This is a genomic window from Occallatibacter sp. FHG110214_02 (assembly GCF_059115385.1).
On the sequence record NZ_JBZYWK010000001.1, the window covers coordinates 387,521 to 400,899 of the forward strand.

Annotated in this window: 10 protein-coding genes; 6 read left to right on the forward strand and 4 right to left on the reverse strand. The window is 58.0% G+C overall.

The window, feature by feature from the left end:
- Window positions 1-505: 505 nt before the first annotated feature.
- The 4 genes from AC5S3R_RS01600 to AC5S3R_RS01615 are packed head-to-tail and all read left to right on the forward strand — an operon-like array spanning window position 506 to window position 2,662.
- Complete coding sequence (locus AC5S3R_RS01600) at window positions 506-1,009, forward strand: phage tail protein (RefSeq protein ID WP_494264857.1); 504 nt, start codon at window positions 506-508, stop codon at window positions 1,007-1,009.
- A gap of 44 nt (window positions 1,010-1,053) precedes the next feature.
- Window positions 1,054-1,557 carry a phage tail protein gene (locus AC5S3R_RS01605; RefSeq protein WP_494264858.1) on the forward strand — a complete coding sequence of 168 codons (504 nt, stop codon included), beginning with the start codon at window positions 1,054-1,056 and terminating at the stop codon, window positions 1,555-1,557.
- Between the two features lie 24 nt (window positions 1,558-1,581).
- Complete coding sequence (locus AC5S3R_RS01610; RefSeq protein WP_494264859.1) at window positions 1,582-2,103, forward strand: phage tail protein; 522 nt, start codon at window positions 1,582-1,584, stop codon at window positions 2,101-2,103.
- A 46-nt stretch (window positions 2,104-2,149) separates the two neighbouring features.
- The gene (locus tag AC5S3R_RS01615) at window positions 2,150-2,662 is read left to right on the forward strand and encodes a hypothetical protein (RefSeq protein ID WP_494264860.1); all 513 of its coding nucleotides are present in this window, start codon (window positions 2,150-2,152) and stop codon (window positions 2,660-2,662) included.
- A 4-nt stretch (window positions 2,663-2,666) separates the two neighbouring features.
- On the opposite strand, the gene AC5S3R_RS01620 is transcribed toward AC5S3R_RS01615, so the two are convergent.
- Window positions 2,667-3,104: a GNAT family N-acetyltransferase gene (locus AC5S3R_RS01620; RefSeq protein WP_494264861.1), complete on the reverse strand. Its 438-nt coding sequence runs from the start codon at window positions 3,102-3,104 to the stop codon at window positions 2,667-2,669.
- A 125-nt stretch (window positions 3,105-3,229) separates the two neighbouring features.
- Window positions 3,230-5,497, reverse strand: a complete 2,268-nt coding sequence (locus AC5S3R_RS01625; RefSeq protein ID WP_494264862.1) for a Tex family protein — start codon at window positions 5,495-5,497, stop codon at window positions 3,230-3,232.
- 185 nt (window positions 5,498-5,682) lie between these two features.
- Between AC5S3R_RS01625 and AC5S3R_RS01630 the strand changes: the two genes are divergently transcribed.
- Window positions 5,683-6,654, forward strand: a complete 972-nt coding sequence (locus AC5S3R_RS01630) for a hypothetical protein (protein ID WP_494264863.1) — start codon at window positions 5,683-5,685, stop codon at window positions 6,652-6,654.
- Window positions 6,655-7,699: 1,045 nt separating this feature from the next.
- Window positions 7,700-11,419 (forward strand): Ig-like domain repeat protein, encoded by a 3,720-nt coding sequence (locus AC5S3R_RS01635; protein ID WP_494264864.1) that lies wholly within the window; start codon window positions 7,700-7,702, stop codon window positions 11,417-11,419.
- Between the two features lie 102 nt (window positions 11,420-11,521).
- On the opposite strand, the gene AC5S3R_RS01640 is transcribed toward AC5S3R_RS01635, so the two are convergent.
- Together AC5S3R_RS01640 and AC5S3R_RS01645 are read right to left on the reverse strand one after the other, a co-directional pair.
- The gene (locus AC5S3R_RS01640) at window positions 11,522-12,979 is read right to left on the reverse strand and encodes a NapC/NirT family cytochrome c (RefSeq protein ID WP_494264865.1); all 1,458 of its coding nucleotides are present in this window, start codon (window positions 12,977-12,979) and stop codon (window positions 11,522-11,524) included.
- A gap of 69 nt (window positions 12,980-13,048) precedes the next feature.
- Window positions 13,049-13,357 (reverse strand): c-type cytochrome, encoded by a 309-nt coding sequence (locus AC5S3R_RS01645; protein ID WP_494264866.1) that lies wholly within the window; start codon window positions 13,355-13,357, stop codon window positions 13,049-13,051.
- Window positions 13,358-13,379 lie beyond the last annotated feature (22 nt).

The following is a 13,379-nucleotide window of genomic DNA, read 5'->3' on the forward strand; positions in this document are numbered from 1 at the left end:
TCGTCTGCCAGCGGCAGTCAGAGCACAGCACGGCATGGTAGTACCCTTTCGCTTTCCCGTGTTCTCAAGCCGCGCGGTGATTGTTTCGCAACAAGGCCGAGGGCGAGTGATACGGTTCTCAGTTTTTTCGGAGGGGTTGGGGAAGTGCTTGCCTCAGAATCACCCCGATTCGAGGAAAGCGGTCAAGTAAAGCGGCTTGCAGTGCCGAATCAGAGAATCAATTCTTGCTGTTTATCGGATGCTCTCTGGCTTCGTGACACTCAGATGAAATTTCCGGCACACTTACTCTGGGAAATGGAACAAGGTTACTGCAGCAATTCCATGATGAATTTTTCTGACCTGGCTGCTTTGTACATAAGCATATTCAATTTGCTCGACAAAGCAATAAAAATAGTAATGAAAAATTACTTGTCACGAAGTACGGGCGGGTGTTACTTATGTTTACGAATCTTCCTTTGGTCCATTGCTGCTCTTTTCCCCTCCGCTAACTAAGGAGAATTGCGTCATGAGTGAGCCGTTTGTCGGCGAAGTCAGGCTTGTCGGCTTTAATTTCAATCCCCAGGACTGGGCGCTGTGCGCCGGGCAGCTTCTTTCTATCGCGGAGAACCAGGTTCTGTACACGCTCATCGGGACTATCTACGGTGGCGACGGCGTAAGTACCTTCGGGCTGCCTGACCTTCGCGGCCGTGTCCCTGTCCATCAGGGCAACGGATATGTCATTGGACAGACAGGCGGCGTGGAGTCGGTGACACTCACCGCGAGTAATTATCCGGCTCATAACCACCTGGTTCCGGTCTCCGCCTCCGCGTCTAGTCCTGTCAGCAACCCGGCAGGGAACACGGTCGTCGGTGGTGTGGAGATTTACACCAGCCAGCAGCCTGCCTCTGCGATGAACAGCGCTACATTGAGCAGTTTTCCCGGCGGTGGCCTGCCGCACAGTAACATGCAGCCGTACCAGGCGCTGAACTGGGTTATCGCGCTGTACGGTATCTTTCCCAGTCAAAGCTGAGCTTCTCTGTTGGAACCGCGCATCACGCGGGTAAGGAGGAAAGTATGTCAATGCCGTTTATCGGCCAGTTGACCCTGGGTGCATGGAATTTTGCCCCAAAGAACTATGCGCAATGTAATGGGCAAACCTTGTCGATTGCACAGAATCAGGCGTTGTTTTCTTTGCTGGGCACATATTACGGCGGAGATGGAAGGGTAACTTTCGGATTGCCGAATCTGCAGGGACGCACCCCAATCGGTTTCAATAGTACGTTTCCGCTGGGACAGGCAGGCGGAGAGGCTAGTCACACGCTTAGCATCGTGGAAGTCCCGAGCCACACGCACACGCTCAATGCGGCTTCTGATAGTGCCAATGTCAATTCACCGGCTGGCGCGTCTTTAGCGAGCAACGGTCTGGCGGCGTATGGCCCTTTAAGCAACCCGCCGGCGCTCATGAATCCGCACGTGGTAGGTACGTTCGGCAACAGCCAGCCGCATGAGAATAGGCAGCCGTTTCTTGTTATGAACTGGTGTATCGCACTCACTGGAATCTATCCATCGCGCGGTTAAGCGCAATGATTTAGGAGAAACATCATGTCCGATGTATTTCTCGGTCAGCTCATGCTCGCTGGCTTTGATTTTGCGCCCCAGGGCTGGGCGCAATGTGCTGGTCAAATCATGCCGATTTCTTCCAATACCGCCCTGTTTTCTTTATTGGGTGTCTATTACGGCGGAAACGGAACGTCGAATTTCATGCTGCCCAACCTGCAGGGAGCCTGTGCGGTTGGAGCAGGGCAGGTGGTGGGACTCAGTAGCTACGAGCTGGGACAGTCCGGAGGATCGCCGACAGTGACACTGACGGCAAGTGAGGTTCCTCCGCATACTCATCCGTTCCAGGCGCAGAAATTTCTCAGTAATGCAACGACTCCTACCAGCAATGCCTTCGCGGATTCGCGGCCCGGAGATCTCTACACGAACGCGGCTTCTCCGCATACGGTTCCCCTGACCTCAGTTACTAATGCTGTGGGAGGCGGACAGGCTCACAACAACATGATGCCGTACCTCGCACTGAACTGGGTTATTGCGCTGCAAGGCATCTATCCACCGCGTTCCTGAGTTTGGTTGTACTGCATGTGTGGATAGGTTCTGGCTGACATTCTTTATGCCTCACGGATTTGATTTCTTCCGCATCTTTCTTTCTGCGCCGGGCGATCTGGAAACAGACCGCCGGGCTTGTCATGATGTCATTACTGAAACTAACGAAGCTGTTGCGATGCCAGAAAAGATGCTGCTCGCGGAAGTGGGGCTGTGCGACAACGCGCACATCGAGAGTTTTCGCAGTGCCGTTTCAGACAATGTGCGGTGGTGTACTTACTTCATCCAGATTTTTCAGGACGACTGGGGGCCTCGCGACCTCTTCCGCAAGCTTTTCTTGCTGGCGCAGGAGTGCCGCGAGAATCCTGAGATGCCGATGCGGGAGATTCTTGTCTGCCTGAAGGATGCGCCGCATGAAACGGATGCGCAGATTCTTGGCTTTCGCAAAGAGTTGGAAGAGTGCGCGGGTGTGCACCTTGTTCGCTATCAGACGCAGGACGAGATGAAGGCGCAGATTGCGCCTATTTTGACTGGCTGGGTGCAAGCTCTTATTGCGGAGAAGACGGCTGTTGCTTCCTGATGGTTTACGTGAATAACGGGATGGGCTTCCATTCCATGACGTGGTTCATCTCATCTTCTCGCACAACTGCAAAGCCCAGACGCTGGTGAAAACGCAGGGAGCCGGGATTGAATCGGTTCACAGTGGAAGAGATGGGGAGGCGCGTGGCGGCTGCTTCCTGTTGCAGGCGGCGCACCAGCGCGCTGCCGATGCCTTTCTTCTGCTGCGCGGGGTGTACGCCGATATCGACCAGATGGAATTCGCGTTCGGTTTGCGCTACCCATAAGCGACCTACAGGTTTTCCGTCGAGGAGAACGATGTGGTAGCAGGAGTTGGGATAGGTTTGCGTGTAGGCTGCTAGCTGCCCGTGGAATTGCATGCGGAGAAGATGGGTTCTCTGGTCGGCAGAGATGGGCATGAGCGCGAACTCGGGGCCGCGAATAGCGGTGTAGAGCTCGTACATGAAAATCTCATCCTGCGGAAGCGCAGGGCGGACTGCAAGGGTGGACATATTGAGAGAGTAACGCGTGCGTCGCGGGTCTTGAAGCTATCCGGTATTCGGCGAGGGCCGAATACCGGATAGCTGCTTTAGGTGCGCGTGCGCCACTTGGAGGACAGGGCTGCGAGCTGGTCGTTCATGGTGGCAGGTGGTGGTGGTGGCGTTGCGGGCTTTCTTGGCGCGGGCTTTGCGGCGGGGCCCATGAGCGCCTTGATGGAAAGCGCGATGCGTTTGGCTTTGGCTTCTACGCCGAGGACTTTTACCTTGACGATCTGGCCCGTCTTTACTGCTTCGGATGGGTCCTTGATGAAGCGGTTGGATAGCTCGCTGATGTGAACGAGGCCGTCCTGATGGACGCCGATATCAACGAAGGCTCCGAACTTGGTGACGTTGGTGACGACGCCTTCGAGAACCATTCCTACTTCGACATCTTCCAGCTTGTGCACGCCTTCAAGGAATTGGGGTGCTACAAACTTGTCGCGTGGGTCGCGGCCGGGTTTGCGCAGCTCGGCGAGGATGTCTTCGATGGTATAGGAGCCAGCAGCGAGGCTGGCTTTATCGACCTTTTCGAGGAGCTGTGGTTCGCGGATGATGTCGCTGACGGAGGTCTGGAGCGAGCTGGCGATTTGCTCGACGATTTTGTAGGACTCGGGGTGAACGGCGGTCATGTCGAGTGGATTTTCGCCGTTGCGGATGCGGAGGAAGCCGGCGGCTTGCTCGAAAATCTTCGGGCCTATGCCGGGAACGTCGAGTACCTGCATGCGGTTGCGGAAGCTGCCGTTTTCATTGCGGTACTGCACGATGTTGAGCGCGGTGCGCTCGGTGATTCCGGCAACGTGGCGGAGAAGCGTCCATGAGGATGTGTTGAGGTCTACGCCTACGCGGTTGACGCAGCTTTCTACGACGCTCTTGAGCGAGTCGGCTAGCTGGCGCTGGTCTACGTCGTGCTGGTACTGGCCGACGCCGATGGATTTGGGATCAACTTTGACGAGTTCCGAGAGCGGGTCCTGCAGGCGGCGGGCGATGGAGATGGCTCCGCGGACGGTGAGGTCGAGGTCGGGGAATTCCTGACGTGCGACTTCGGATGCGGAGTAGACGCTGGCGCCTGCTTCGCTGACGGTGACGGAGAAGATTTCCGCAATGCCTTTGTCGCGGAGGAAGTCGCGGACGAAGGAGTCGGTTTCGCGAGAGGCGGTGCCGTTGCCGATGGCGATGGCGCGGATGGTGTGCTTGCGGAGCATGGCTTCGAGCTTGGCGGATGCTTCGTCGGTGCCGTGCTTGGAGGTGTGGAGATAGAAGACATCGTGCGCGAGCAGCTTGCCGGTCTGATCTACGACGGCGACTTTGCAGCCGGTGCGCAGGCCGGGGTCGATGCCTAAGACAGAGATTGGTCCGGCGGGTGCGGCCAGCAGCAGGTTGTAGAGGTTGTCGCGGAAGACCTGGATGGCTTCAGTGTCGGAGCGGCGCTTTAGCTCCAAGCGGATTTCGCCCTGGATGGAGGAATTGAGGAGGCGCTTCCATGCGTCATCGATGGCGAGTTCGAGCTGGGGTGTCCAGTCGCCGCGCTGGCGCAGGATTTGGTTGCGCATGATGGCGAGGGCGCGCTCGGGCTCGACTTCGATGAGGAAGTAGAGGATGTTTTCGGTTTCGCCGCGGCGGATGGCGAGCATGCGATGCGAGGGGATGGTCTTCACCGGCTCGCGATACTCGTAGTACATCTTGAACTTTTCCTGCTCATCTACGGCGTCAATGGATTTGCGGCTGGTGACGACGCCTTCGTCGAAGACTAGCTGGCGGAGAAGCTTGCGGAGGTCGGCGTTTTCGCTGATCCACTCGGCGACGATGTGGCGTGCGCCTTCGAGGGCTTCGTCTACGTTGGCTACGCCCAGTTCTGCGTTGATGAAGGTGGGGGCGAAGTCGGTGAGGGACTGCGCGGCCGGTTCCTGTGCCCAGAGATAGGTGGCGAGCGGTTCGAGGCCCTTGTCGCGGGCGATGGTGGCCTTGGTGCGGCGCTTCGGCTTGTAAGGCAGATAGAGGTCTTCGAGCTCGTTGCGGTCGAGGGTTGCCTCGATGCGCGCCTTCAGATCGTCGGTGAGCTTGCCCTGCTCGGTGATGGAGGCAAGGATGGTGGCGCGGCGGTCTTCCAGTTCGCGGAAGTAGGCGAGCTTTTCTTCAATGGCGAGAATCTGGACTTCATCGAGGTTGCCGGTGGCTTCTTTGCGGTAGCGGGCGATGAAGGGAACGGTGCCGCCGTCGTCGAGCAGCTCGATTACGGCTGTGATTCCGCGGAGGGGAAGGTTGAGGATTTGCGCGATGTGAGCAAGAACTGCAGGAGGGAGGGTTTTCTTATCCGACATATAGGTTCTCTCAACATCCTAAAGGAGCGGGCGGGGTGGTGTGGGGTGAGGCTGTGCAAAACGGAGCGTGTGCCGATTCTGTTACTCCCGGAGAGTCTGCGGGGTGTGCAATCTGCTGTTCATCGGGACAGGGTATTCTGTCTTCCGGTTTCCTATCTATTAGAGATGTTCTGTTAAGGAGCTCTATGCGCCGTTGGTTTTGTTCTGTTGTTCTTTCTTCTTTTGCTGTGGTGGCTTCCGTGGCGTATGCGCAGGGGCCGGGGACGCGTACGGTGACGGATGCGCATAACTGCTATCCGTATGACGGGAAGTGGAACGACCGGATTGACCGGGCGCTTTCGGCGGGGTTTCCGGTGGCGATTGAGCAGGACCTTGGCTGGTATACCGATGCGAAGACGGGCAAGAGCTGGTCGGTTGTGACGCATGGCGGGCAACTGACGGGGCAGGAGCCCACGATGGAGCAGTACTTCTTTGAGCGGGTGCGGCCTATTGCGGAGAAGGCGCTTAAGGACGGGAATCATGGGGACTGGCCACTGATTACGCTGAACCTCGACTTCAAGGACAACAATCCGGAGCACCTGGCGGCGGTGCTGGCGTTGCTGAAGAAGTACGAGCCGTGGCTGACTACGGCGGTGAAGGGCGAGAGCATCGACAAGGTGCAGGCGCTGGACTGGAAGCCGATTCTGGTGCTGACGGGTGAGGCGGATGCACAGCAGACGGTGTTTTATGACGCGCTGAAGCCGGGGGAGCGCGTGCTGCTTTTTGGGGCGATTCATACGGGAAACAAGGATGCGCAGGCTGCTCCGAAGGTGATTGGAGCGGGGAAGGCTAGCAATTACCGGCGGTGGTGGAATAATCCCTGGGCCGTGGCGGAGCGCGGCGGGCAGACGCATGGGGGCGAGTGGACTCCAGAGAAGATGGCGCGGCTTGAGGCGCTGGTGAAGCGGGCGCATGCGAACGGGCTTTGGATTCGGTTTTATACGTTGGACGGGGCTACGGATAAGGAGCTGCTGGAGAATGGGTGGTTCCGGTTGTATAACTTTGGGTCGCTGGAGGCGGCTAAGGTGCGGTGGCGGGCGGCTATTGCGGCGCATGTGGATTATGTTGCTTCGGACCAGTATGAGCTTTTGGGGGCGGAGGTTCGGCGGGGGCATTGATGGTGGTTTAAGTTGTTTTTTATCTTATGGTTGTGTTGATTTTTCCATGTTTACTTGTTAGTTAATGGGTTTTGGAAAAGTGGTTACTTTTCCAAAAAAATAAAAATTCTTTCCTTTTTTCTGGTTCGGGGAGGGGTTCACGGTTGCGGTGACCCTCCTCCTGCTTGCCAGATGCGCAGAGATTGCAAAGCATGCCTCAGGGGCTACAGCCCTGGTGCTTTCTTTTGGCCTTGATTGCCGGGGATAAATCCCCGGCCTACCTTTTGTGCCGGATGCGTCTGGTGCTGTTGGTTTTCTTGTAATACTTTTAAATCAATCGATTAGATGCGAAATTTGGTGTTTATTGATTGGTTAATGGGTTTCTGAAAAGTGGTTACTTTGCAGAAAAATAGCTCGAAAAACTTTTTTGTGGTCTGGAAAGACAGAAAGCCCGGTTCGCTAGAACCGGGCTTTCTTGCTGGTGATTTTGAGTATGGCACAAAAGGGGTTAATTGAGCGCAAGAGTTATCCACAGATTTGGGATTTATTTTGCATTGCTTGCGGATGAGGGAAAACGCGGGGGCTGAAGCCCGGTGCTTTTTATGAACGCTTTCGGCACGACTGAAGTCGTGCCCTGATACAAAGCTTAAGTCTGGCGGAGGTGATATCCCACCCTTCTCCACCCCAGCGAGCACAAATTGCTCGCCGGGGGCCCCGGTGCGGACGGAAAAAATCGCAAGGATGGGGCACGGGAGAGGTGGAGTGGCGGCGCTCAAAAAGCAACTACAGGGCCTTTGGCTGTGCAGGGGCACCCGGCGAGGGGCAGGGGGCACCGCGCATCTGTGTTGTTGTGCTGGGGTGGATGGGGCGAGTGGGTTCGTTAAATCCTGATGTTTATTTTATGGGGGTGCTGGTTGAATTTTTACAGTTCGTTTGACGTGTGCGCAGGGCGTGGGTGATATAAACGCAAACGCTGCGCAAAATCTGTGCGGCTTTCGGAGTCTGCCTGCTTTGCGGCAGATGTCGTGACAATCAAGTTTCAGAAGAATTTTTTTGAGGATTTGACGTGAGAAAACAATCCCCCCGTTTTGCTCTTTGGCTGGTTGCGCTTCTTGTGTTCGGACTCGGTTCTGCTGTTGCGTCAGCGCAGACAGGGCTGGTGATTTCGCAGGTGTATGGCGGCGGCGGCAACTCTGGCGCGCCGGTTACCTACGACTATCTTGAGCTTTATAACCCGACGACTGCGCCGGTCAGCCTGAATGGGCTGAGCTATCAATATGCGTCGAGCACTGGCACCTCGTGGAACCATGTTTCGCTGCCGGATGTTACGGTGCAGCCGGGACATTACTTCCTGATTCAGGGCGCGGCGGGGACGACGGTTACCGGGGTGGACCTTCCGGTGGCTCCTGATTTTTCGAGCACTGCGATTAACTTCTCCGCCACCACGGGCAAGATTGCGCTGGTGAATGGCACGGCTGCGCCGTCAGGAACGGGCGCGGGCACGGGGCTGCTGGCGGGTGCGGGTTGCCCGCTGGGCGTGAACGTGGTGGACTTCATCGGCTTTGGCTCGGCGAACTGCTACTACGGAACGGGCGATGCTCCGACAGCGAGCAATACGACGGCGCTGGTTCGCACGGGATATACGAATGACAACTCGAAGGACTTTGTTGTCGGCGCGCTGAATCCGCATAACTCCTCTTATGGCGGCACGTCGGGGCTTGCGGCTTCCGGTTTGGCTACGCCTTCGACGGTGGCTTCGGGCGGACAGGTGCTGCTGACGGTCAAGGTGACTTCGACGAGCGGCACGGGTGTAACGGTTGCGGCGGACCTTTCGCAGATTGGCGGAGTTGCGGCGCAGACCTTCTATGACGACGGCACGAATGGCGATGCGGCGGCTGGGGATGGGACCTTCTCCTTTGCTACTACGGCTACTGCTACTGTTTCGGGCATGCTTTCTCTGCCGGTGACGGTGAAGGATGCGCAGGGCGATTCGACTTCCGGGAGCATCAGCCTGACGGTGAATGTGCCGGTGGCTACGCTGGCGATTCATACGATCCAGGGGAGCAGGTCGCTGACGGCTACTTCGGTTTCTCCGTATGCGGGGCAGACGGTGAGCACGGAAGGCATTGTGATTGGCATTGGCTCTGCCGGGTACTTTATTGAAGCGGCGGACGGGGACCAGGACGGCGATACGAGCACGCCTGAGGGTGTATATGTCTATGCCGGTTCGGGCAAGGTGCCGACGGACATTGCGGTTGGCGACCTTGTGCAGGTGACGGGCAAGGTGCAGACGTATCCGGCGGTGGCGAGCAGCCACACTCCGGCGACGGAGATTGATTCGACGACGGCGACGGTGGTTGCGTCGGGACAGGCGCTGCCGACCCCGGTGGTGCTTGACGTGACGAAGCTGACGCCTGGCGGCGGGTTGTACCAACTGACTCCGTATGAGGGAATGCGCGTCAGCTTTGCTTCGCTGACTTCGATTTCCGGCACGGATGGCTCGCTGACATCGGAAAAGACGGAAACGGAAGTTTCCAACGGGCAGTTCTATGCGGTGATTACGGGTACGCCGAGGCCGTTCCGCGAGCCGGGTATTGATATTCGCGACTCGCAGACGGGCCTGCCGCCGGATGCGGCGAAGTTTGATGACAACCCGGAGCGCATCCTGGTGGATTCGGACTTTTTGAAGGGTGGCACGGCGATTGACCTTTCGACGGGCGCGATACTGCCGAACGTGACGGGCATTCTGGACTTTACGTACAGCAGCGACAGCTACTATGACCCGAGCCGGTTGTTGCTTGATCCCTCGTACAGCAGCGCGCAGATTACGCCGGGAATCCCGGTGCAGCCTGTGCCTGCTCCGGCAGCGAATGAGTTCCGGGTGGCTGCTTACAACATTGAGCGGTTCTTCAATCCGAACTCTGGTGACGACATTGACTACAACCCGGTGACGGGCAAGACGGAAAACTCGAGCGCGGTGGATGTGACGCAGGATGCCTATAACCGGCGGCTTGCGAAGGTGTCGCTGGCGATTCGGAATGTGCTTGGCTCTCCGGATATTGTGACGCTGGAAGAGGCGGAGAACGAGTCAGTGGTTGCGGACATTGCGGCGCAGATCAGCAAGGATGCGCAGGCGGCGGGGCAACCTGATCCGCAGTATGTTGCATATGGCACGGGCACGAGCTATGCGCCGTATACGAATGACGTGGGTGGCATTTCGGTGGGCTTCCTTGTGAAGTCGTCTACGGTGAATACGGTGAGTGTGCAGCAGATGGGCGCGAGCACTCTGTTTACCGATCCGCGTGATGGAACGACGCAGCAGACGCTGAATGATCGTCCGCCGCTGGTACTGCATGCGGGCGTGAAGCGCGCGAATGCGAAGGATTATCCGGTGACGGTGATTGTGAACCATCTGCGGTCGCTTTCGGATGAGAACGATCCTTCTAGCGGCGTGTTTGTGCGCGCAAAGAAGGAGTTGCAGGCGGAGTTTCTTGCGAACCTGATTCAGACTTACCAGTCTGCGGGCGAGCATGTGATTTCTGTTGGCGACTACAACGCGTTTGAGTTCTCGGATGGATATATCGACATTCTTGGAACGGTGACGAACCAGAATGTTCTGCCTGCGACGCAGGTGCTGGAGCCGGGTGTGGCGGGGCTTGTGACGCCGCCTGCTACGGATCTTGCGACTCTGCTGCCGCCGACGGAACGGTGGTCGTACCAGGAGTATGGCAACGCGCAGATTCTTGACCACGTTGTTGCGACGGCAGACCTGGTAGGCGCGGGCGCGCATCTTGCATATGCGCACCTTGACGCGGATCAGCCGCTGTCAGCGTATAACGATGCGACGACTCCGGCACGCAGCTCTGACCATGACGCGGCGGTGGGCTACTTTACGCTGCCTGCTCCGTCGCTGACGGCTACGTTGACCGGGACTGGAAGCTTTGGTTCGGTGAGCGTGGGCAGCAGCTCGGCGGGTGAGAGCTTTGTGCTCACGAACACGGGTGAAGGCGAGTTGAGCATCAGCAAGATTGCGGCGAGCGGCGATTTTGCTGAGACCAATACTTGCGGCAGCACGCTGGAGATTGGCGATAGCTGCAACATCAACGTGGTGTTTACTCCGACGGCGGGAGGCGTGCGCAGCGGCACGCTGACGGTTACGACAAATGCGGGCGCGGCTTATACCGCGGCTTTGAGCGGTACGGGCGCTTATGATGCGGAGATCAGCCTGAAGGTGGCGAGCACGCAGTTGACGTATCCGGGCGCTACGAACATTACGGCTTGCCTGACGGATGCTCCGGGGAATACGGCGAACGGCTCGATGAAGATTTACGACGGGACGACGCTGTTGACCACGCAGCCGGTGCAGGGCGGCGGGTGCGCTTACTGGTATATCTCGCCGGGATTGGCGGCGGGTACGCACCAGTTGAGCGCGTATTACACGGGCGATGCGAGTCATCCTGCTGGTGAGTCTGCTCCGGTGGCTGTGACGGTGAATGCCGTGACGGTGAACCTGAGCGCGGCTTGCTGGAATCCTTCGTTTGCCTTCGGCGGCAGCTACCAGTGCACGGTGAGCGCGAGCTCGAATGCTGGCAGCGCGCCGGGTGTGATTGCGTATAGCCTGGATGGCGGCGCGGCGGTTTCTGTGCCGCTCAACTACGGGAATGCGCAGTTCACGATTGCACAGCCCGCGGTTGGCGCGCATAGCGTGGTGATTGCTTATCCGGCGCAGGGGAACTTTGCGGCGGCTTCGGCTGGGGCGAAGAGCTTTACTGTGACTTCGCACTGAGAAGCAACGCTTATCAATACTCTTCAACGCTCGTCAACTCTCTTCAACGCTCAAAAAATAACGGCCAGTCCTTTCGGACTGGCCGTTGTGCTTTTGAGGGTATTACTGCTGGATGCCGATTTCGTTGAGCAGCTTGGGATTGGCTTCATCCACGGCTAGCAGGTTGTGGCAGGCGGAGCAGTCGTTGGTGATGCTGGCGCTTGCGTTGGCGTTGCCGGTGGTTTTGGCTGTGTGGTCGCCGTCGTGGCAACGGAAGCAGCCGGGGTAGTTCATGTGGCCGATGTTGTTGGGATGCGTTCCCCATTCGACTTTCATGTAGGGGAAGACGTTCTGGCTGTAGATGGTGACGAGCTGGTTGGCCGCGGATTGTATCTGCGCGCTTTGCGAAGAGAGAACTTCGGGGTGCTCGCTGCGATAGAAGGCGGCTAACTGCTCGGGGATTTTGGCGCGGGCTTCTTCCTGGCTGGCGTATTTTGCCTTGAGGAGCGTGAGGCCTTCTTTGTGAATCCACGGCAGGCTGGGGTTGATGGCGCCAGCACTCATGGAGGCGTTGATGGCTTCCTCTGGCGTGACGAACTGATGCGCGGCGCGGTTGTGGCAGTCGATGCAGTCCATGGTGCGGCGCTCGCCTTGCGGGATGCCGTTGCCTGCGTCCTTGGTTGCGTAGACTGTGTCGGTGCCGTCGGGATTGCGGCGTGCTACCCAGGGGATGGTGCTGCGGGTTTTGTCGGTGGCGATGTACTCGATGTGGCCGAGGTGAACGCCGTGGATGCCGGTGAGGTGGTCGAGTGAGTCGCGGCCACCGAGGTGGAGCAGGACGACGGTTTGTGTCTTGGTGTTCTTTTCGTCGTCGGCGTAGCTGGTTTTGACGAGGAATTTTTCCCCGGCGAACTTTGCGGGCGTGTGGCAGCTCTCGCAGATTTCCCGCGCGGGGCGCAGGCTTTCAACCGGTGAGGGAATGGGGGTGGGGTAGCGGTGAAAGACGACTTCAACGAGCTGCTTGGTGCCGTTGGCCTTGGCGCGAATGTAAGAGCCAACGCCGCTGCCTACGTGGCACTCGGTGCATTCGACGTGGGAGTGCGGGCCGAGCTGGTAGGCGGTGTGTTCGGGATACATGACGTGGCAGGCCTGGCCGCAGAAGCTGGGCGAGTCCATGTAAGCGACACCGCGAAAGCTGGCGGTGCCGACGAGGATGAAGTTGACGAAGGTGGCGGCGAGAACGAACTCGACGCCGCGACGGAAGACGGGGTCCGAGAGATTGATTTGCGGGTATACGGAGGGGATGGCTCCGGCTGCGCGCATTTTGCGGCGATGGAGCCACATGCCGAGGGGAATAAGCAGGAGACCGAAGACGAAGACTGCGGGAAGCAGCAGGTCTACGAGGATGCCGAGGTATGGGTTGGTGCTGCCATGGCGGCCGAAGATATCGATAACCCAAAAGCCGATGAGCGTGAGCGCGGAGGCGGTGGTGAGCGCGCCTCCGATGAGGCTGATGGGGTTGTTGCCGAAGAAAAGTGCGGGACGTAGCCACGCTTCGCGAAAATTTTGAGATTGTGACATGTTGCCTCCACGAGCAGAACGGAAGGCCCGCGGCGACGCGGGCCTTCTTTGCGGCAATTCAGCGATACATTACTTCAAGGTGCGGAAGTATGTGACGGCGGCTTTGATCTGGTCGTCCGAAAGCTTACCGGCGAAGGGCTTCATCTTGTTCTTGCCGTTCTTGACGGCGTCGAACTGATCCTTCTCGGAACTCTTGTACTCGGAGGCAGCCTTGATGCTCATCATCTTTGCCATGCCGGCGCTGGGTGTGCCGGTGGCACCATGACAGCTCTGGCAATTGGCTTTGTAAAGCGCTGCGCCATCTTCGGCGAAGCTCATTGCACTGCCCACGGCAAGAACCGCGAGTAGTACGAGGTGGGGACGGTATGCGAGTTTCATCGTGTGTCTCCTTGAATTACAA